We start from the raw sequence: 19,736 nt of genomic DNA on the forward strand, positions 1-19,736 counted from the left end.
AAGCCGACAAATGCCGAATTTATTCGCCTCCAATATTCTCACCCATGATGAGGATCATTGATATAGCGGTTATCGATTGGATGAGAACACCAAAGTCCTTGCTGTCAAATCATTCCAGCATTTTTTTTGTATCTCACTGAACTGCACACCGCTATATATCTTTCTATAGTATCAGCCGCAACGTTTCCAGCAGTTGAGAAAAAATAACTGTTAGTCCAGAGTGATGGTAACTTCTTTAATTCTGGAAACTCCTTTCTTAAGTAATTTGACGAACGTCCTTTGAATGCTTTGACTACTTGAAATATTGCATCAGTTGGATGAATCTCTACAAATAAATGAATGTGGTCTGGTGCGACTTCTAGTGCGCGAATATTCCAGTCTTTTTCAATAGCCAGTTCTGAAAATATCTCAAAAATTCTATCCCTAATTTTCCCAACAAGTACCTTCTTCCGTCGTTTAGGTATCCAAACTAAATGAATCACGCTTAGTCCAACAGCGTGATTGTAATGTCGATATTCGTAAGAGCTTTTTTTCATAATATTCAGGCTTGACCACTTTTTGAATTCAAAATTCAAAATTCAAAATTCAAAATAAATTGTTATAAATTTTGAATTGATACCTAAAGGGATACAAGCCCCTAATTTCAATTATGAAAAAAAATAAAACACGTAGTATCAATATTCAAGCCCCCGCATTTATGCGTGGGGTATTAATAATGAAATTGATAATTTTGAATTTTGAATTGTTTTGACTTGTTTTTAATTGTAGATTAATATGTTGATATAATTAACTATATCAACACAATAAGCCCGTGCAAATACGCTGGAAGTTCAAGCTACAACCGAATATTGGGCAACAAGCCCTAATGTCCGAGTGGCTTGTTACTCTACGCAAACATAGGAATTATTGTTTAGCAGAACGTCAGCGTGCTTTTGAAACGAATAATCAGAAGTCAGACGAACAAGTGATGTACCAATATGGTGCATTTTGTGATTTAAATAGTCGCTCTGAATACGGTTCTTATTGTCCTTTGACTTGTCCTGTTGTGAAACATGGGGTAATGTCTGCTGAATTAACAAAAAGCAGCAAAAAACATGGTCTAGCTTGGGGTAACGCATCTGATATTCAAAGCAAGAGGACAACTGAATTACGCGCTGAGTCTGAATGGTATGGTCGGGTTAATTCAGATGTTTTGCAAGGCAATTTAGCTAAACTAGATACTGCTTACAATGGATTTTTCCAGCACAAGAGAGGATTCCCCGCGTTTCGCAAAACATCTAATTTCAAAAGCTTTCAATTTAAACCAGGGCAAGCAAAGTTAACAGTTAACTGCACATCTAAGAAAAAGCGTTGTTACTCTCATGTTTACCTCCCTGGAATTGGGAGTATGCGATATTTGGATAGTCGCACTATCCCAACGGATGCTGACATTAGAACCGTAACAGTAATTAAAGAAGCTGACGGATGGTATATGAGTGTATTGCTCAAAGAGCCAAAAGCGTTACCAGAAGTCCCAGATATTAAAACCGTACCCTCAGCAGTAGGTATTGACGTAGGGATTAATAAATTAATTTCTCTCACTGATGGTTCGTTTGTTGAAAATCCTAAGTTTGGAACTAACAAGAAAACTCGCCGTCAATTAAGAATTAGGCAGCGCCGAATTAATCGTAAAGTTAAGGGTTCTAAGAATCGTAAAAAAGCTGGCATAATAGTTGCCAAGCTGCATAAAAAAATTGCTGACAAACGGAATGATCATCAATGGTTTGCAGCCAATAAAGTTGTTGGCACTGCTGCGGCGATTGTTCAAGAGGATCTAAATGTCAAAGCCATGAAGTCTCGATGCAAACCCAAAAGAGAAAAGGGACGGTTCATGGCTAATGGACAATCTGCAAAACGTGGATTGAACCGTTCTATATCAGATGTTAGTTGGGGGGAGTTATTTTCTAAGATTGCTTGGTTGGCACTGAAAGCTGGTAAGCCAGTATTAGCAATTAATCCTAAGTTCACATCCCAAGAGTGTTCAGTTTGTCATCACGTAAGCAAGGCTAACAGAGATGGTGAGAAGTTTATTTGTGAAAGCTGTGGACATATTGATCATGCGGATACTCAAGCATCTCGTACAATTTTGCATAGAGCTAATTTAGAATTCGTCAGTATAAGACGTAAAAACCTATCGGGGGACTCTCGAAAAGTTACGCTTGTCAGAGATGATTCCGCCATTCGTGGCAAACGGGATCAGGGCAAGAACCGTACATCTAAGGCTTGCACTGAGCGTAGTCGAAGTGTTATTCCTGAAAAGCGGATATTATTCGAGCAGTTGTCTTTACAGTTGTTCGATTAAGAATCCCCGTTCCCTTTAGGGCGGGGAGTGTCAACTTTAAGAATTGGAACAAATGGAAGTAACGAAGGTAAGGGTTGTTCAAAGGCGATGCTAACATCTACTTCCCAGAGATTAATAACGCGGTAATCTTGGCGTACTTGTAACCCAGCAATATTAGATTCGTATCGTGTGGGTATTTCTACATCACTCGTTTTGAGGATATTGATGAGTACGGGATAAGTTGGTAATTGATATTTTTCTTCTGCCAACCCTGCATACGCACGCATCCGTCTTGGCATTTCGGGTTTATAGCGCAATTGCAATTCATTGAGAACGAGAAATTTTCCATACTCTTGACTTTCGACGCGGATAAGTACATCACTTTCTCTACTAATCCACTGAAACTCAGAATTAAGGATTTCCCCAGCAACGACATCAGGAATTTGTGTTACCCATTTTACCCAATTGTTAGGTGCGAGGCTAATTAAGCGTTTGGTGCTGACATCAGCAGGTTTTGACATGGAAATAACAGATGCACTCAAGAACTGCAACTCATGATACTTGATGTAGTTTAGTAATATTTGGTAGATTGCACCTCATTTTACACTCTGAACAAGAGCGAACGCCTTCACAACACCATCATTCCACCTCAGAACAAAAACATTCTCGTTTGAAACACGAACGTTCTCATTTGGAACAAGAATATTCTCGTTTAAAACAGGAATGTTCTCACTTGGAACAAGAATATTTTGGTTTGGAATAGGAACGTTCTCACTTTAAACAGAAACGTTTTTGTTTAAAACATGAAACTTCGAGTTCAGAACGCGAAACTTGGAGATAAAAGCTTAATTAATGAGGTTGGGAACTTAAATTTTACTGTTGTGAGGTGAGAGAATCACGTAAATAGGCTAAATTTCCACGCACATTCACATCTAATTTGCATAACCCTTATTAAATATAACTCTTGTGGGGTGGGCATCTTGCCATTGCTGTCAACTTAACGTAAAAGCCATATCCCGCAAGGAACTTCAGTTCCAAGAATAATAGCTAAAGTCTACTGAAGTAGACTAAATATTCCTAAAAATCTTTAGTCTACTTCAGTAGACTTTAGCTTTGAGCCGCTGAAATTTCTTTATGGGCGGGCGTGGAAGCCAACAGATAAGCGATTTTTAGCTTAAGTTGACACCTATGGCAACATGAGCGCCCAGCTTATGCAAGTTTATTTGTGGAACAGCTTATTACTTACGCACTTGGCCGCTAAATCCAGCTGCTTTAAACTGCTTCAGCTTCAATGGAGTAGGCTGATTCGCAGGTACAGAAATTCTCAATTCAAAATCGCTAATACCTGGTGGAACCTCAACAATAGAACCTAAGCGAGTGCGGTTTTGCATTACCGAGTCATTGTTGGCATCATAGATGCGTCCAAAAATATCTGCGTCGTAGACTGTTTTATAAGTGCCATTTTCTGCTTTGCCAAAGACAAGAAAACAATTAGCAGCCGCGCTACCACTACTGATAACAGCCCCTTGTGCTAGTTCTGGTGGACAATCTTTATAAGAAACATCAAATAATCTAATCTGTGTCAGTGCTACAGCAGGGGGAATGCTCACCCACGATAGAAAGGTGATGAGACAGGAAATAAAAACGACCGTGAGTGAGCGCAAGCGCATAAAATACTCCGTGGCTTAATCTTACAATATGTAACTTATAACCTCAGCTTACCTGAATTTCACTACAAGGGATTGAAGACTTTAATTTAACCTTTGTAATAATTAGAGAAATAAACTCTCAATTGCTATTAATTTATATGACTCCAGATGAGATTGAAGCATCTATGCTCGCAGCCTTTAATGATTGTGATGCAGCAAGCTGTCCTCTCACTGATACGCAGAAAGAGATATTACTGCAATTCGTGGAGCAAATTCAGGGAAATTCTACCTCTAGAGCATCAGATATAGCTAATCCCTTAGACGAACTTACCCCAGAGGAGTTAGAAGCATTTTTACAATTTGTTAAGGATGAAGAACAACGCAACCGCACTTGGAAAGTGCAATTACTCAACGACTGGCTACTGCAAAATGACTCTGGAAGAGTACAATTTATACGGCAACGCTATGGTTTACAGTGGCTCAATCGTGTAGAGTCATATCATTTTGATAAGTATTCTTATTTTGAGGATGCACTAAAACTAAGAGTAGGCGATCGCATAGAAGTTTCCAATGCACTATGGGAATGGGTGCAAGAAGATGGCCCTTGTAAGCGCGAATGGTTTCCCTGTATGGTGATCAAGGTCGAGGAAATTAGCAACGGTGATCATACCTCTACTAACTGCCTCCTCCGCTTCTTCAACGGCGCTGAGTATGAAATTCAAGGAATCTACGAATGGAATCGCTATAACTGGCGATGGCTGAAGAAATAGTTAGGAGTTAGGAGTTAGGAGTTAGGAGTTAGGAGTTAGGAGTTAGGAGTTAGGAGTTAGGAGTTAGGAGTTAGGAGTTAGGAGTTAGGAGTTAGGAGTTAGGAGTGTTGGTCGGTGAGGAGTCGCCATTTTTTATGTTTGGCAACGTGTCGATAAGCTCATCTATCACTTGAGTCATTGTTTTGTCTGCGTACTCTGCATATTGTTTGAGCTTATTGAATCTACGATCTGACATTCTTAATCTTAATTGCTTATTTTTCATATTAGTTACACATTGGATACACATTATGTTATACTGTTTCCAGGTCGAAAAACAAGGATAAAGTGATGAAAACCTCATACCAATACAAAATTAAGCCTTCCTTAGAGCAAGCAGAGAAAATAGACAAGACTCTAGAAATGCTGCGTTGTCAATATAATTATTTACTTGCTCAAAGGTTTGACTGGTATGAACAAAATCGCTGTTCTATCGACAGATGCCCATTAATTTGTTACTTGCCAGAATTAAAGGAACAACCTAACTACTACAATCAAAAAGCATCCTTAGTCCAACTCAAAATAGATAGACCCTGGTACAAAGAGATTCACTCACAAGTGCTACAGGAAGTCCCTAAAAAAGTTGAACTAGCTTTTGACAGATGGTTGAAAGGCGATGTTAACGGCAAAAAGTCAGGTAGACCTAGATTTAAGGGCAAAGGACAGTACAACACTCACCCTGAAAGGGGAGTGTGTGGAGTACGTCACTTACTTGTTTCTTGCAATTGGGAATTCCATCTTATCAGTTGCGGATGAAGGCAGAGGTAGCTGTGCATAGCCGACAGGTAGGGGTACGTTTGCCTGATTTGGTGGTGTATTCTGAGGAGTTAGCCAAGGTAATGCAAGGAGCTACGCGATCTATAATTTTGATGGATATGCCGCCGCCGTTGTTGGTGGTTGAGGTGGTGAGTCCGAATCAGGAAAATCGGGATTATCGTTATAAGCGTTCGGAGTATGCGGCGCGGGGAATTGCTGAGTATTGGATTGTTGATCCTATTGCCCAGAAGGTTACGGTTTTGGAATGGGTAGAGGGATTTTATGATGAGCGAGTTTATCAGGGAGAAAGTGCGATTGTCTCTTCAATTTTTGCTAATCTTCAGTTAACTGCTGCTAAAGTTTTGCAAGGATGAGATGTGATTAAAACGTTTGGTGAACTTCGACAAGTCTTATTGCTTAAACAACGCCCAAGCCAAAAATCTTTCAGTATAATATAACGCTAATTGATTGCTCACACCGTTGAAGACGGCATCAAAAGCGTGTTCTGCCCAAGGAATTTCTAAAAAAACCGCAGTATTACCAGAATTATGTAAACGTTCATACATTCGTCTGCCAAATCGCGCTTCTACCAAATGATCGCGACTGCCGTAAATTAATAAAGTTGGTGGTAAAGGGTGCGTCAGATAATTTATCGGTGAAGCAATTTTATACTGATTAGGCAATTCTTCTAAAGAACCACCGAGAAATGCTTTTAAAACAGCGCGGGTGTTGATAGGATCGGGATTTGGTGGTGTTTTGTATCCCCCCGTTAAATTAACAGGGCCGTAATAGTTCACCACACCACGAATAGGCGGTGCATCTGGTTGATAAGCCGCTAACATTGCTAAGTGCGCTCCCGCAGAACGCCCTATAAGTACCATCCGTTCTGGATCAGCTTCGTATTCTGCTGCATGTTTGCGAATAAAATTTAGGGCTGTACGCACGTCATCTAACTGAGATGGAAACCGATATTTAGGCGCGTGTCGATAAGCGATCGCAAATACCGTATATCCCTGATCAGCGATATATTGATTAAACTCGGAGTTTGCATGAGGATTGCCATATTGCCAAGCTCCACCATAAATTACTACCACTGCTGGATATTTTCCTACCTCTGAGGGTTGGTAAACTTCCATTTTTAAAGGCACTCCCCCAGGAGAAGCAAAGAGAATATCTTTTTTATGACGGGTTTTCGCTAGTCCAATACCCCGGAAGGAATTAACTAAATCAAAGGGATGCTTTTGCATCTTAGCGCTGACTTGGACTGGAATTTGCTCTAGATAATTTGCTCCTAATCCTTGTTTCATCGCTTTAGCCATCTGCATTTGAGTTAGTGGGATATTCACTAGCACCCATGCACAAATTAGCAGTCCTATGAAGCTGAAAATACAAGCTAAACGTTGTAATTTACGACGACGGATGTAGAAAAAAGCAAGTGATAAAGAGAGCAAATTTAATAACAATAACCAAGGACTGATTTCTGGCGCTCCTACTGCTAAGGTGAGTAAAAACATATTTGGAGCCGGAAGAAGAATCCAAGAACTAAGAAATAGACTTGCAAAACTGAGTAAGAACGCAAGCCATGATAAAAGTATTTTGGGTTTGGAGAAAATAGACGAAAGAAATGACATGATCTGTTCTGTAAAATGCTACATAAGGTTAAAACAGACTATGGTCACGCCAGTTTTGCTGGTTGCATTCGATAATCGCTCACTTTATTGTCATACAGCTTTATATTTTTACTTTATTTTTTCTGCACTTGCAATACCATGATAAAGCTTAATTAGTATTCTATTAGATTGTTGTCGTAATGTAACACAACTAATGACTAAAGGATAATGTACAGACTAATATGGCAAAGGAGCTAATTTTCTTAAATCGTAAGTGAATAATTATGGCAAGAATGATTCCTGAAAAGTTATCGCCAACAACAAAGAGCAATGCTGAAAAGAAGCTATTTCAATTTTTTGCAAAAGACCTTAGTAATGATTATATTGTTTTTCATGGAGCATGGTGGCAGCACATCAAATATGTCGTCCAGGATAGAGAAGCTGACTTCATAATTATTCATCCTGAAAAAGGAATACTCATAGTAGAAGCTAAAGGAGGAGAAATAAGATATGATTCTTTTAATAAGGCTTGGTATCAAAACCAAATTAGGATGAAAATATCTCCCTTTGAGCAAGCTAGACAAATTAAGTATAAGTTCTTAGATTTTATTAGTAAGCACAGCGAATTTTCAATGCAAAATTTTTGTATTGGACAATGTATTGCTTTCCCTGATGTCGATGAGGTTATAAATGGACTCCCTTCTGAAGCACCACAAGAAATATTACTTTTACGTCCTCAAATAAAAAATATTAATAACTGGGTTTCTTCCGTTTTCAGTTACTATGCGAAGGGAAAAATTATAAAACTTGGAAGTAATCGTACAGAAAAAATCGTTGACCTTATATCTCCAAGTACTAAGTTTAAAAAATATATAGCCAATGATATTAATGATACAAAACAAGAAATTATTCAATTAACCGAGCAACAATTCAACATCTTAAATTACCTCTATCATCATTCTAAGTGCATAATTTTAGGATGTGCTGGTTCAGGGAAAACTCAATTAGCAATAGAAAAAGCTAGAAGGTTGTGTCAACATCAAATAAGAACGTTAGTGATTTGTAAATCTAACAACCTTTCACTATATCTTGCAGCATCCTTGCAACATGAAATCCAATCAGGATACTGCGTGGTTTATAGCTTTGAAGAAGTAAAGGTAAAAAATTATAAGGTTAAATTTGAGTTTACGGCAATCATTGTTGATGAAGGGCAAGACTTTGAACCTCAGGAAATTAACGACTTAAGCAACTTGATTCCACATGATGGAATATTCTACATTTTTCAAGACAGTAATCAAAATCTTTCAAAGAATGCAAATAAATTTGCACTTGGGGTAATTCCAAATACTTTGGATAAAAACTGTCGAAATACTGAAAAAATATTCAAATATGCAAAGCCATTTGTATCCTGTACCCATCCAATAAAGAGTTCATCTATTGATGGAAGGGATGTTGTACAACGACTCTATCAAGAGACAAATGAGATATTTAGGATGTTAGAAGAAGATATTCTAAATTTAGTTGAGCAAGAGAACGTTATTCCTAGCCAAATTGTTATATTAACTGATATGTATCCACTGGCTAAGTCCATACTTTCAGATTATTCGCATATCAATCGTTTTCATCTCAAAGAGTATTCATTTTCTAATAAAGATCCAAATACTCTTCAGTGGTCGAATGTAGGGATGTATAAAGGTCTAGAAAGTGATGTGATAATCCTATTCTTTGAGAAGGCGAAAACATTAATCCCAAGTAGGTGGGATATTGCAAATAAATATATCGGAGCAACAAGAGCAAAAAGCTTTCTTATTATTTATGAATCTCCTGATCCAGAAATTGACTTTTAATGTATCTATTTCACTGGAAAATAATACTTTCAGATTCATATTCTATTTCACTCTCTTCCAAAATTTCTTCAAAAGAAACCAACCTTGAAGAGCCTTGGAAACATAAAGTTCCAATTTGATAAACTGCATTTTGAATTGGTTCTGGTATTGGACGTTTTAAACTTTTCGATACAAAATCTTCCACATATCTATGATCTTTGAAAAGCAAATAGTAAGCATATATACAATTTAATTGCAATGCCATACAGGTGATTCTCATTAACTTAGTTATATGTTCAATAATCCTCTCTCTTAAATTTTTTCTTGCTGATATTCTTTCTATATACGTTAATGCCCCCTTTCGTGGCTTAACTAGATGATGAATGATTCTAGTCTTGATAAATGTATTAATAAGCTCATCATCAAATACAGCGAAAAGATATTTAAGGCTAATCCTCTGGACATCATCACTATAATCTTGAGATAAAAACTTTACAAATAACCAAGAGTATAATTTTCCATGTTTTGGATACATTTTAGATAATTGGTATAGCCATTCTATATGCTCACTAAATATTTGAGTTTCTAGCTCTATACCTAATGGAATTTCATTTAAAAACTTACCAAACTGTTTTGCTTTATCTTCATTATTAATATCTTCTATTTTTAAAAATACTGTTTGATGTTCTAAATAGTAAGATTCTTTATGCATACTTATTTTTTCTGAATCAATTTCTTTTATTATGTATGTTTTATTTAGCTTTTTTTCTTGCTTGCTTTCATCATATTCCTCTTCTTGAAATGGCATTGCAGAAACTCCACTTTCCTTTGACTCTTCAATAAAATTAATTATTTCTTCTTCAGCTTCTATAACCTTGGTTTTAGAAGCGTTTAAATTTACCCCTATTTTTAAAAGAAATTCTTGTAATATTATTGAGGCTTTAACCGCATCAGTTTTACTGTTCGTAAAAATACGGAAATCATCTACATATCTTCCAAAGTTTATACCCAAGTTAAATAATGCTTCGTCAGCTTCCTTCAGAAATATATTGGCTATAAATCCCTCTGCTTCATTTCCTATCGGTATACCTTGACTATTATATGTTTCACTTAGTTTCCCATCCACAATTGAGTAGTAACAGATTTTGAACTTCAAAGTTTTACCAAAAAGAATTAAGAAATGTGTGTCTTTTGCTATATTAATTTGTTTTGAAATCGCTAATAGCAAGTATTCGTGAGATATGGAATCATAAAAAGACGATATATCGGTTTTCAACATACAACTGCTGTTCTCAACTTGTGATAATTGCCAAGCGATAAATTCTTTAACACCTTCATAGTAATACCTATATAAATTTCCCTTGGATTTCTTCTTTTTTTCAATATTTCTCTCAAGGCGATATGAAAAGCAAGTTTGAACAAACGTAAAGTCCAATAATTCAGCTAATACAGACACAAAAATAAATTTAATTACTAAGTCTTTAAATGGAGTGTATATCATTCTCCTGAAGAACATATCTGATTTTGGTAGATAGTAAGAAAATGCAGTTTCTGCATCATATAAATTTGGATTTTCAAGAGATGATTCAATCTCTTTAAACAACTTCTCTTTATTTTGCCTATAGTAATCTATCTCAATAAAGTTACAGTAAGAATCATGAGTAATTCTGTACGATATGGCATATACATAAGCTCTTTCAAAAACTTCTCTCTTTCTTATCTGGTCAATCAAAAAATCTTTATTCATTAGATTGTCTATATTAAAAGTGCTTTTATCGGTTTTTAGTAAGTCTAATCTAACATCTGCTGTTCTGCCCAATTCGCACCGCATCCTCCAACAATCACACAGCAAAGTGAAGGTTGTGAGATTTGAGCGTTTTCAGACTCGTGCGGCATGAAGAATACCCACTAACAATCAACGCCTAGTTGGCAAAATTAATGGAGTAAACGTCAGTGTTCGCGCATTGAGTTTACCCTTGCCGCTATGCAGCGCGATCAAATTATTTCTCCATCAACCCAAACCTAAATGCTTTTGCAATGTTTGGCGCATGACTTCCACAGGTACAGTTTCCTGCTGTAACCAAATTTTTAATGCAGCTACCCCTTGTTGAACTAGCATTTCTAATCCATCGATCGCAATTGCGCCTTGTTTTTGTGCTTGCTCTAGAAATCGCGTCGGTTTAGGGATATATATTAAATCGTAAGCGATCGCACCCTTTGGTAAATTCGCTATTTCTTCTACACTCAAAGGCGACTCATTAACCTTGGGAAACATACCTATGGGGGTTGTGTTTACCAGCAAATTAGCTTGGGGAATTAGCTGGGGCAATTCTTCCCATTGATGAACTTGTAAGTTTTCGCTTATAAGTGAATTGTTCCAACTATGGCCAAATTCCTGTAATCTCTGCACATTACGCCCGACAACATGAATTTCCGCAAAACCTAGTTGGTGACAACCTGCGACAACTGCTCTAGCTGCGCCACCATTGCCTAAAATTACTGCTACCTTCTGGCTCCAATCTTGCTTATATGTCGTCTGCAAAGGAGCAATAAATCCTTCTATATCTGTGTTTGTCCCCACCCATTGATTATTTTGGCGACTAACAGTATTCACTGCGCCTATAGCTTGAGCAACAGGGGTAATTTCTGAAAGGAGCGGCATAATTGCCTGTTTATGAGGTATTGTCACACTAAAACCGACAACCCCAATAGCCGCAAAACCTGCGATCGCTATTTCTAAATTCTGTGGTGCTATAGGAAAGGGAAGATAAACGTAATCTAATCCTAAATGAGCGATGTCTACGACGAGCTTCGCTAACGCAGCATTATGCATCGCTGGCGAGAGCGAATGCTCCACCGGATATCCAATTACCCCTAATAGCTTAGTTTTGCCTGTAATCATTTTGTCATTTGTCATTTGTCATTTGTCATTTGTCATTTGTCATTTGTCATTGGGCATTAGGAAAAGAAGTGTTACAACTCCTAACTCCTAACTCCTAACTCCTAACTCCCTACTCCTTGAACTAGCCTACAATTATTAAAGCTACTTAACAATTCTTTAAATCATGCAGGCAACTACAGCCCCAATTCCTGGTAAATATTGGCAGTGGCGCGGGCACAACGTTTACTACGTGCGTGCGTCCGAGAAGCAAGCGCAACGTCCGCCCTTGCTTTTGGTACATGGATTTGGTGCTTCCACAGACCACTGGCGCAAGAATATCACAGGATTGTGTCAAGATTTTGAAGTATTTGCGATCGACCTTTTAGGATTCGGGCGATCGGCAAAACCGAAATTGCAGTATAGCGCAGACTTGTGGCGTGACCAACTCCATGATTTTATCACTGAAGTAATTGGTCAAAAAGCAGTATTAGCGGGTAATTCCCTTGGTGGCTATGCTAGCTTATGTGTTGCAGCGCAACGTCCCGACAGTGCGGCTGGTTTAGTTTTGCTCAATAGTGCAGGGCCTTTTAGCGAAAGCCAACCGACATCTGAGCCTGAAGCTTTACAATCAGAATTTCAGCCTCCCAAACAACCCACTACTTTGCAGAAACTTCTTGGTGACGGCACTAAGTGGATTTTTCAACAACCTTTAGCCCAGTTTTTGTTATTTCAATACGTGCGACAAGGTTGGGTAATTCGCCAAACTCTAGAAAAAGTTTATCTTGACAAAAGTGCAATTACAGATCAATTAGTAGAAGAAATTGCTCGCCCTGCTTACGATTCTGGTGCAATGGAAGTATTTGTGTCAGTCTTTAGCACTCCTCAAGGGGAGAAAGTTGATGTGCTACTAAAGCAATTAACTTGTCCATTATTGATGTTGTGGGGAGAAGCTGACCCTTGGATGAATGCTAGAGAACGTTCCCAAAAGTTTCGTCAATATTATCCTGAACTTAGAGAACATTTCCTAACAGCCGGTCATTGTCCCCATGATGAAATACCCGATAAAGTAAACCAACTTTTAGGTGATTGGGTTTTGTCTATTAGTGACATACTCCCACACTGACTGCAAGCAGTACAGTGTGGGCTTCTCAGCGACTCCCGGTATCCCGTCGGACATTAACTGAGCTTTGTTTAGACTGCACGAGATGCCCCTTTGCACAGTTAGAACTTGTACAAAAATGTTCAACACCTATGTACTGTCAGAGTTTTACCTACCCACAGTGGCGACACAGCAGTGTCTGTTACTGGGTAGAACCCGATACTCTGAGTTTTCAAGGTTCTGCAAACAGATGACCAGCATTTTCGGCTTTGCCATCTAGTATTATTGTAATGAAAATATCGTTACATTGCAATGGCAAAAGTAAATTTAAATATCCGTGTAGAGCAATCAGAAATGGAAATACTAGAAAGCTATGCCCAACAAACGGGAAGAACCAAAACAGATATTATTCGCGAATACATTAGGAATTTGGCGATTCGTCGCCCACCCCATCACCCATCTGATTAAAATCAAATATTGTTCAGGGGTGGGACTCCGACGCTCGATGACTCGCTTTCCGCGTCGCTATCATCGCCCAAAAATTCATCTCATCGCCTCCCGTTCCGGGTAGGCGAGAGGCTTCTTTTTGATTCAGCTAAGTGACCACATATTTCGTAAGGGCATAGCAATGCTCATTGGTGTCAACTTAAGCTAAAACCCTTTTCAAATCTCGTTTCCAGTCGGAGACTGGAAATGCAGATCAATTGCGGCTCTGCCGCTAATCTTGAGGCGGCAGCCCCTAATTAGGCATTCCCAGTCGGAGACTCTTGACGAGGCAATCCTAAAAGCTTTTTCTAGACTGGTTTTTACATTAAGTTGACACCAATTAGCAATGTTCCGTACAGCATGGTCTATTTGCGTAGTTTACCGCACTTCGACAGGCTCAGTGACCACCGTAGGCATCGCAGGAGAATTAAGAAAAGCCTGAAACAACGTATTTTTTATAATAATCCTTGTAATTCGGCGAATTTACGCAAACGTGGTAGACACTGGCGCTGATAAAAACTGCTTAATGTCGGAATTGACAGTCCAAATTCTTCAGATAATTCTTTCCAGCTAACTTCTGGGGGTAGGCGTTTGAGAATTAATACCTGACAATTTACATCTGGACGCCCTTTGATGTAACTACCGCAAAGTTCTCCTTCAGAATCTGTCTTAGCCCATATCTCCAAGTCTTCCAGAATGGGAGGTGGTTGGGGCGCAGCTGGGAGGTTATCTACAGGATCAATGGTTTCACTTGTTCCACCCGATCTAGACTGACGAACCCAAAGAGGGATTGTTATGGCTTGTTCCCGGTTCTGGTTAATGTAAAAGTCTTGTAGTCTCCGTTTAAGGTAAGCATTTAGCCAGGTGATCACACTGCCATAAGTAGGATTATAGGTTTGACCCGTCAAACCTTCACAAACATTGCGGCAAAAATACAACCAAGTTTGTTGTAGTGCGTCTTGATAATAAGGGGTACTTTCTCTCCATAGTCTACTTGCACTCAAGCGAATAATTTGCGTGAGCAGCTTCTGACGCTGAGGACTTCCAGATGGGTGTTGACAGGCTTCGCTAACTAAGCGGCGTAGGTGTTCATCGAATTGAACCATGAGAATCTTGGCGAAGAAAGCAAGAATATCTTAGTATTGCGTATAACAACACTCTAAAAAATTTTCGTCAAGATTTATTCATTGGGCATTGGGCATTGGACAAGGGGCAGTTCTTGCAGGGAGAAAAGGGGAAAAAGAATCTGCATCAAGCCTTTCACTTCCCCCTGCTCCCCATTCCCCTTAATCTAATCCAAACCAGGACTGGACATTTTCCAACCAGGAGTATGTGAGATTTCCGACACTCAACTTCATTTTGTTGCGAATATCTTGGATATTTCCGTTGGTTAACCTAGCTAGAGTCTGCGCTTCTTGTTCAAAACGCTTGGGTAAAGATCGTTTGTATTCTTTACCTGCCTCACACTTCAGTTCCCCTTCAAATGGATATTGCAAAACATAACGCCCTTGGAATAATTCCCGGTTGGCAGTTGATAGGAAAGTCAAGTCTTCAGGGAATGTGTCGCGGGTGTAGCGGACATGCAGACGGGAGATGAAGACGTTAGTGTTCAAAGGGGGAGGAGCAAACTTGCGGATTGGTGTAGGCTTAGTTTGCTTACTTAGAGAATTATCATTTAGCCAAAATACGCCAGCTTCCTTGAGTTCCTCTTGGGTAAGGGGATCGGCAGCACAAGGATCGCAGCTACCCATATCCCAAGCGTATTCCAAAAAGCCGACTCTCTTGCCTTCTTTGGTGTAAGCAGTTTGAAACAGGGATTTGTAGAATTCACCAAACTCATTTTTGATAAACACGGGAAGATTGACGTTGGAGGGGATTTTCACCGTCCGATAGTTAGTGATTTGTGCCTCTCCTTGGGGCGAGAGGATATAGACAATTAAATCCTGCTCTGTTTTAGCATTGACCATGCCTAAACGAATTGGCAGGATGAACTTGGGTGATTGATAAGAAATTTGTAGCGGACGCAAAAGCTGGTAACCAGATTCCTCGAATTTATCTAAGTTGACTTTGGCAACAAAGAATTTCATTGAGGAACGGATATAGGGCTGAAGTAACTGTTTTGCCCCTTGAGGGATTTTGTAGCCATTTTGTGTCAGCCAAGTTTCCAGTCCTCCAGATTCTTTAGCGCTGAGGATCACGATGTCGTATTCGTCCACGTTGAAACTCGCTTCGACTGTTACACCTAAATCGCGATCGCTTCTCTGAACTTGTGCCGCACCAATATTTAGATTTACTGCTGCTTGTGGAATTGCTCTGTTAAATAGTAGTAGTGGGGCACAAGGATCTGGGTCAAAATATTCCACCAATCGCGGCGCACTAAAAGCATCTAGGCGCTCAATAATGCTGGGTAGGGCAACGCGAACTTGGTCTTTTTGCAACACCGTTGGCACTGGTACTACGATCGCAAAATCTTTGACTTCGCCTTGGTAGTCGTTTGCCATTGTGAGGACGGTGCGATCGCCATTCCGTGCTATCACTACCTGAGAAGCTTTGTTATACAGCTTCGTATCAGCTTTGGCTACATAAAATCCACAAAATGCCCAAGCTGCGGGTGCAAAACAAAATACTGCGACAATTGTCAACAGTAATGGCGTTAAAAGTCGAAAAATCTTCATTTTTTAGACCTCTATATTAAATGGTGAGTTAGGAGTTAGGAGAGACGCGATAAATCGCGTCTGTACAAGAATTAGGAGTAATGAGTAAAAGTTCTCCCCCTGCTCCCCCCAATCCCCTTAATCAAATCCAAACCAGGACTGGACATTTTCCAACCAGGAGTATGTGAGGTTTCCGACACTCAACTTCATTTTGTTGCGAATATCTTGGATATTTCCGTTGGTTAACCTAGCTAGAGTCTGCGCTTCTTGTTCAAAACGCTTGGGTAAAGACCGTTTGTATTCTTTACCTGCCTCACACTTAACTTCCCCTTCAAATGGATATTGCAAAATATAACGCCCTTGGAATAATTCACGGTTGGCAGTTTGTAGGAAAGTCAAGTCTTCAGGGAACGTGTCGCGGGTGTAGCGGACATGCAGACGGGAGATGAAGACGTTACTGTTAAAAGCGCGAGGAGCAAACCTGGGGATTGGTGTAACCGTGATTGGTATAACCGTGCTTGGTATAACCTTGATTGGTATAACCTTACCTCGCTTACTTAGAGAATTATCATTTAGCCAAAATACGCCTGCTTCTTTGAGTTCCTCTTGGGTAAGGGGATTGGCAGCACAAGGATCGCAACTACCCATATCCCAAGCGTATTCGAGAAAACCGACTCTCTTGCCTTCTTTGGTGTAAGCAGTTTGAAACAAGGATTTGTAGAATTCACCAAACTCATTTTTGATAAACACGGGAAGATTGACGTTGGAGGGGATTTTCACCGTCCGATAGTTAGTGAGTTGTGCTTCTCCTTGGGGCGAGAGGATATAGACAATTAAATCCTGCTCTGTCTTAGCATTGATCATGCCTAAACGAATTGGCAGCATGAACTTGGGTGATTGATAAGAAATTTGTAGCGGACGCAAAAGCTGGTAGCCAGATTCCTCGAATTTATCTAAGTTGACTTTGGCAACAAAGAATTTCATTGAGGAACGGATATAGGGCTGAAGTAACTGTTTCGCTCCTTGAGGGATTTTGTAACCATTTTGTGTCAGCCAAGTTTCCAGCCCGCCAGATTCTTTAGCACTCAGGATCACGATGTCGTATTCGTCCACGTTGAAACTCGCTTCGACCGTTACACCCAAATCGGGATTAGTAAATGTCTCAGATTCATCAATATTTATTACTCCTTCTGATGAATTTACTATTCCGGAAAATATTGGTAGTGGCGGACAAGGATTTGGGTCAAAATATTCTACCAATCGCGGGGCACTAAAAGCATCTAGGCGCTCGATAATCGTCGGTTCAGTTACACGAACTTGGTCTTTTTGCAGCACCGTTGGCACTGGTACTACGATCGCAAAATCTTTGACTTCGCCTTGGTAGTCGTTTGCCATTGTCAAGACGGTGCGATCGCCATTCCGTGCTATCACTACCTGAGAAGCTTTGTTATACAGCTTCGTATCAGCTTTGGCTACATAAAATCCACAAAATGCCCAAGCTGCGGGTGCAAAACAAAATACTGCGACAATTGTCAACAGTAATGGTGTTAAAAGTCGAAAAATCTTCATTTTTTAGACCTCCATATTAAATGCTGATTTAGGAGTTATGAGAGACGCGATTAATCGCGTCTGTACAAGAATTAGGAGTAGAGACGCGATTAATCGTACAAGAATTAGGAGTTAGGAGTACTAAGTAAAAGTTCTCCCTCATCTCCTTTATCTCCTTCATCTCCCTCATTTCCCTTTTGCCAAGAAAATCGTGGTGCTAACCAAAGAATATCTATGAGAATGCTCAACGGGGCAAGGATGAATAGTGCCCAGAAGACTGCGGTGGGAATAAAGAAATAATTCCGCAGGATAAAAGTTAATCCAGCGATGCAAACTGCCCAAATTACCCGCCCAATTCGAGAATTGGGAATCGATCGCGGATCTGTAATCATAAATAGGGCAAACAACAACAACGAGCCGCTCATCAAGCGATGCCAGTAAACATCCCAAGTCCAACCCAGCCAGAGATTGCGAATCGCTTCTAGCAAGGAATAGCTACCCAAAAAAGCGGCTGTGGTGTCCCAGCGACCAATGCGCTGCAAAGTCATGCCCCCAGTCCCGACAAATAACAGTGCATACCACCACTCTTCACCCCATTGTCCCGGCGAAACCCAGGCATCGGAGGTGAGAACTAAGGCGGAAATGATGCCAAAATTACCAGGGTTGAAGAAATGCTTATCACCAAATTTAAAGAGAAATTTACTAGCGATCGCACTTGTTGCTGCTAATACCATTGTCGTCCAGTGATCAGCCCGCAACAGTAAACTGAGTCCTAGTGAGGTAATTAAAGCACTGCGAAGATTCGTAACTTGTCCTACCCTGCGGGAAGCCGCAGAAGCGTCTATGTTATTAGTCATTTGTCCTACCCTGCAAGAAGCCCCTGAGGCATCTATGTTGTTTGCCAATGACCAATGACTAATGACAAATGACAATACCGATTGGGTTATTAAACAAGTCGCGATCAATACCCCAATCAAATCTGGTCGCAACGTCCAGTCTCGTGTACTGATTCCCACGACTAGGAACAAGCCCAGAAATGAAATTTGATAATCTCGTATATCTTTGAACAACATTAACTTTTCATGCAGTGTTTATTCGGAGATTTATCATCAATTTAGACGAGTGCTAGGTCAAAAACTATTGCTCTTACAGATTTTTTACAAAATAGAGTATTGACATTCTCCAGGCGACCTTTTGCAACTGATTTTGGAGTAGTGATTACCATACCCAAGCGATCGCTCTGATGGTTGAAACTATAAGGAGGGCTTATACCTAAAACTCTCTGTTTGTACAGTAAGTTCTAGATATAAGCGATTTAAGCTATGGTTCCCACGTTTAACAGTTATCAACATTAAGTAATCAGTGTATTTATGCAAGATTACGCAAAAAAAGAAAAAACTTTATGCAGCTAGCTCCCCTATTCCCAATTTTCTACCGGATTCTCCAGCCGAGTTTTCCCAACTGCCTTTGGGCTGGAAATCCCAATACGAAAGCGATCGCCCTCACATTCGATGATGGGCCCCATCCTCAATACACACCAGAAGTATTGGCAGTGTTAGATCGTTACAAGATTACAGCGAGTTTTTTTTGGTTGGGTGTTTGCGTCAACCGTTCACCAGCGATCGCCAAAGCCGTTAGCGAAAGCGGCCACTGGATCGGATTGCATGGCTACGATCATCGCTCTTTTGCCATGCTTTCCCCAAATGACCTGAAGGACTGTTTAGAAAAAACCCAAGTTGCCATCTACAATGCCTGCAACTTGCAACCTGAACAAGTGCGAGATGTCCGCCCCCCCAATGGTTTATTTACGCCTGCTACTTTAAAATTGTTATTTCAGTGGAATTACCGCCCGGTTATGTGGAGTGTTGTACCAGAAGACTGGGTGCGACCAGGTGTAACCACTGTGGTACAGCGAATTATGCAGCAGGTCAAAAATGGTTCATTGATTGTTTTACATGATGGTGCTTGCGGTGGACAAGATGTTGCTGCCACAATCCAAATTCTCATTCCGAAACTGCTACAACAAGGCTATGAGTTTGTGACTGTTGATACTCTATGGCAGCAAGCAAAGACTAACCATTGATCGTTACACATTTAAGCA

General features: G+C 39.9%; 15 protein-coding genes and 3 pseudogenes. 8 read left to right on the forward strand and 10 right to left on the reverse strand.

What is annotated here, in order from left to right:
- Window positions 1–104 precede the first annotated feature (104 nt).
- Window positions 105–536 carry an IS200/IS605 family transposase gene (gene tnpA / locus D1367_RS16460; protein WP_118167390.1) on the reverse strand — a complete coding sequence of 144 codons (432 nt, stop codon included), beginning with the start codon at window positions 534–536 and terminating at the stop codon, window positions 105–107.
- A 275-nt stretch (window positions 537–811) separates the two neighbouring features.
- Here tnpA and D1367_RS16465 point away from each other — a divergent pair, with 275 nt between their 5' ends.
- Window positions 812–2,341 carry an RNA-guided endonuclease InsQ/TnpB family protein gene (locus D1367_RS16465; protein WP_118169262.1) on the forward strand — a complete coding sequence of 510 codons (1,530 nt, stop codon included), beginning with the start codon at window positions 812–814 and terminating at the stop codon, window positions 2,339–2,341.
- 35 nt (window positions 2,342–2,376) lie between these two features.
- Here the strand turns inward: D1367_RS16465 and D1367_RS16470 are convergent.
- Both D1367_RS16470 and D1367_RS16475 read right to left on the reverse strand, forming a co-directional pair.
- Window positions 2,377–2,841 (reverse strand): annotated as a pseudogene (locus D1367_RS16470) (Rpn family recombination-promoting nuclease/putative transposase); the annotation flags it as partial.
- Window positions 2,842–3,558: 717 nt separating this feature from the next.
- Entirely contained in the window at window positions 3,559–3,990 is a 432-nt protein-coding gene (locus D1367_RS16475) for a biotin carboxylase (protein WP_118167392.1), read from the reverse strand.
- 137 nt (window positions 3,991–4,127) lie between these two features.
- Here D1367_RS16475 and D1367_RS16480 point away from each other — a divergent pair, with 137 nt between their 5' ends.
- The 3 genes and pseudogenes from D1367_RS16480 to D1367_RS16495 form a co-directional block, all read left to right on the forward strand.
- Window positions 4,128–4,739, forward strand: a complete 612-nt coding sequence (locus tag D1367_RS16480; RefSeq protein ID WP_118167393.1) for a hypothetical protein — start codon at window positions 4,128–4,130, stop codon at window positions 4,737–4,739.
- 327 nt (window positions 4,740–5,066) lie between these two features.
- Window positions 5,067–5,450, forward strand: a pseudogene (locus D1367_RS16490) (RNA-guided endonuclease InsQ/TnpB family protein); the annotation flags it as partial.
- Window positions 5,451–5,491: 41 nt separating this feature from the next.
- Window positions 5,492–5,905: pseudogene (locus D1367_RS16495) on the forward strand (Uma2 family endonuclease); the annotation flags it as partial.
- Between the two features lie 36 nt (window positions 5,906–5,941).
- On the opposite strand, the gene D1367_RS16500 reads toward D1367_RS16495, so the two are convergent.
- Window positions 5,942–7,162: an alpha/beta hydrolase gene (locus D1367_RS16500; RefSeq protein ID WP_118167396.1), complete on the reverse strand. Its 1,221-nt coding sequence runs from the start codon at window positions 7,160–7,162 to the stop codon at window positions 5,942–5,944.
- Between the two features lie 263 nt (window positions 7,163–7,425).
- Here D1367_RS16500 and D1367_RS16505 point away from each other — a divergent pair, with 263 nt between their 5' ends.
- Window positions 7,426–8,988: a nuclease-related domain-containing DEAD/DEAH box helicase gene (locus D1367_RS16505; RefSeq protein WP_118167397.1), complete on the forward strand. Its 1,563-nt coding sequence runs from the start codon at window positions 7,426–7,428 to the stop codon at window positions 8,986–8,988.
- A 10-nt stretch (window positions 8,989–8,998) separates the two neighbouring features.
- Here D1367_RS16505 and D1367_RS16510 read toward each other — a convergent pair whose 3' ends face one another.
- Window positions 8,999–10,786, reverse strand: coding sequence for an RNA-directed DNA polymerase (locus D1367_RS16510; protein ID WP_220450959.1), 1,788 nt, complete (start codon window positions 10,784–10,786; stop codon window positions 8,999–9,001).
- 192 nt (window positions 10,787–10,978) lie between these two features.
- A complete protein-coding gene (locus tag D1367_RS16515) occupies window positions 10,979–11,869 on the reverse strand; it encodes a shikimate dehydrogenase (protein WP_118171526.1) in 891 nt (296 codons plus the stop codon).
- Window positions 11,870–12,032: 163 nt separating this feature from the next.
- On the opposite strand from D1367_RS16515, the gene D1367_RS16520 reads away from it, so the two are divergent.
- Window positions 12,033–12,971: an alpha/beta fold hydrolase gene (locus tag D1367_RS16520; RefSeq protein ID WP_118167399.1), complete on the forward strand. Its 939-nt coding sequence runs from the start codon at window positions 12,033–12,035 to the stop codon at window positions 12,969–12,971.
- A 288-nt stretch (window positions 12,972–13,259) separates the two neighbouring features.
- Window positions 13,260–13,415: a ribbon-helix-helix domain-containing protein gene (locus D1367_RS16525; protein WP_118167400.1), complete on the forward strand. Its 156-nt coding sequence runs from the start codon at window positions 13,260–13,262 to the stop codon at window positions 13,413–13,415.
- A 473-nt stretch (window positions 13,416–13,888) separates the two neighbouring features.
- On the opposite strand, the gene D1367_RS16530 is transcribed toward D1367_RS16525, so the two are convergent.
- The 4 genes from D1367_RS16530 to D1367_RS16545 all read right to left on the reverse strand — a co-directional run bounded on the left by D1367_RS16530 (window position 13,889) and on the right by D1367_RS16545 (window position 18,708).
- Window positions 13,889–14,539 carry a sigma-70 family RNA polymerase sigma factor gene (locus tag D1367_RS16530; RefSeq protein ID WP_118167401.1) on the reverse strand — a complete coding sequence of 217 codons (651 nt, stop codon included), beginning with the start codon at window positions 14,537–14,539 and terminating at the stop codon, window positions 13,889–13,891.
- 180 nt (window positions 14,540–14,719) lie between these two features.
- Window positions 14,720–16,108, reverse strand: a complete 1,389-nt coding sequence (locus D1367_RS16535; protein WP_118167402.1) for a DUF2330 domain-containing protein — start codon at window positions 16,106–16,108, stop codon at window positions 14,720–14,722.
- Window positions 16,109–16,225: 117 nt separating this feature from the next.
- The gene (locus D1367_RS16540) at window positions 16,226–17,656 is read right to left on the reverse strand and encodes a DUF2330 domain-containing protein (protein WP_118167403.1); all 1,431 of its coding nucleotides are present in this window, start codon (window positions 17,654–17,656) and stop codon (window positions 16,226–16,228) included.
- A 104-nt stretch (window positions 17,657–17,760) separates the two neighbouring features.
- Window positions 17,761–18,708, reverse strand: a complete 948-nt coding sequence (locus D1367_RS16545; protein ID WP_118167404.1) for an RnfABCDGE type electron transport complex subunit D — start codon at window positions 18,706–18,708, stop codon at window positions 17,761–17,763.
- 329 nt (window positions 18,709–19,037) lie between these two features.
- On the opposite strand from D1367_RS16545, the gene D1367_RS16550 reads away from it, so the two are divergent.
- Complete coding sequence (locus D1367_RS16550; RefSeq protein ID WP_118167405.1) at window positions 19,038–19,718, forward strand: polysaccharide deacetylase family protein; 681 nt, start codon at window positions 19,038–19,040, stop codon at window positions 19,716–19,718.
- The last annotated feature ends 18 nt before the right edge of the window (window positions 19,719–19,736 follow it).

This window comes from Nostoc sphaeroides (genome assembly GCF_003443655.1).
In the GTDB taxonomy this organism is placed as follows: domain Bacteria; phylum Cyanobacteriota; class Cyanobacteriia; order Cyanobacteriales; family Nostocaceae; genus Nostoc; species Nostoc sphaeroides.

Excerpts from the sequence above, each read along its gene's own strand:
- tnpA (WP_118167390.1), bottom strand. The coding sequence starts at position 536 with ATGAAAAAAAGCTCTTACGAATATCGACATTACAATCACGCTGTTGGA.
- D1367_RS16475 (WP_118167392.1), bottom strand. The coding sequence starts at position 3,990 with ATGCGCTTGCGCTCACTCACGGTCGTTTTTATTTCCTGTCTCATCACC.
- D1367_RS16480 (WP_118167393.1), top strand. The coding sequence starts at position 4,128 with ATGACTCCAGATGAGATTGAAGCATCTATGCTCGCAGCCTTTAATGAT.
- D1367_RS16500 (WP_118167396.1), bottom strand. The coding sequence starts at position 7,162 with ATGTCATTTCTTTCGTCTATTTTCTCCAAACCCAAAATACTTTTATCA.
- D1367_RS16505 (WP_118167397.1), top strand. The coding sequence starts at position 7,426 with ATGGCAAGAATGATTCCTGAAAAGTTATCGCCAACAACAAAGAGCAAT.
- D1367_RS16515 (WP_118171526.1), bottom strand. The coding sequence starts at position 11,869 with ATGATTACAGGCAAAACTAAGCTATTAGGGGTAATTGGATATCCGGTG.
- D1367_RS16520 (WP_118167399.1), top strand. The coding sequence starts at position 12,033 with ATGCAGGCAACTACAGCCCCAATTCCTGGTAAATATTGGCAGTGGCGC.
- D1367_RS16525 (WP_118167400.1), top strand. The coding sequence starts at position 13,260 with ATGGCAAAAGTAAATTTAAATATCCGTGTAGAGCAATCAGAAATGGAA.
- D1367_RS16530 (WP_118167401.1), bottom strand. The coding sequence starts at position 14,539 with ATGGTTCAATTCGATGAACACCTACGCCGCTTAGTTAGCGAAGCCTGT.
- D1367_RS16535 (WP_118167402.1), bottom strand. The coding sequence starts at position 16,108 with ATGAAGATTTTTCGACTTTTAACGCCATTACTGTTGACAATTGTCGCA.
- D1367_RS16540 (WP_118167403.1), bottom strand. The coding sequence starts at position 17,656 with ATGAAGATTTTTCGACTTTTAACACCATTACTGTTGACAATTGTCGCA.
- D1367_RS16545 (WP_118167404.1), bottom strand. The coding sequence starts at position 18,708 with ATGTTGTTCAAAGATATACGAGATTATCAAATTTCATTTCTGGGCTTG.
- D1367_RS16550 (WP_118167405.1), top strand. The coding sequence starts at position 19,038 with ATGCAGCTAGCTCCCCTATTCCCAATTTTCTACCGGATTCTCCAGCCG.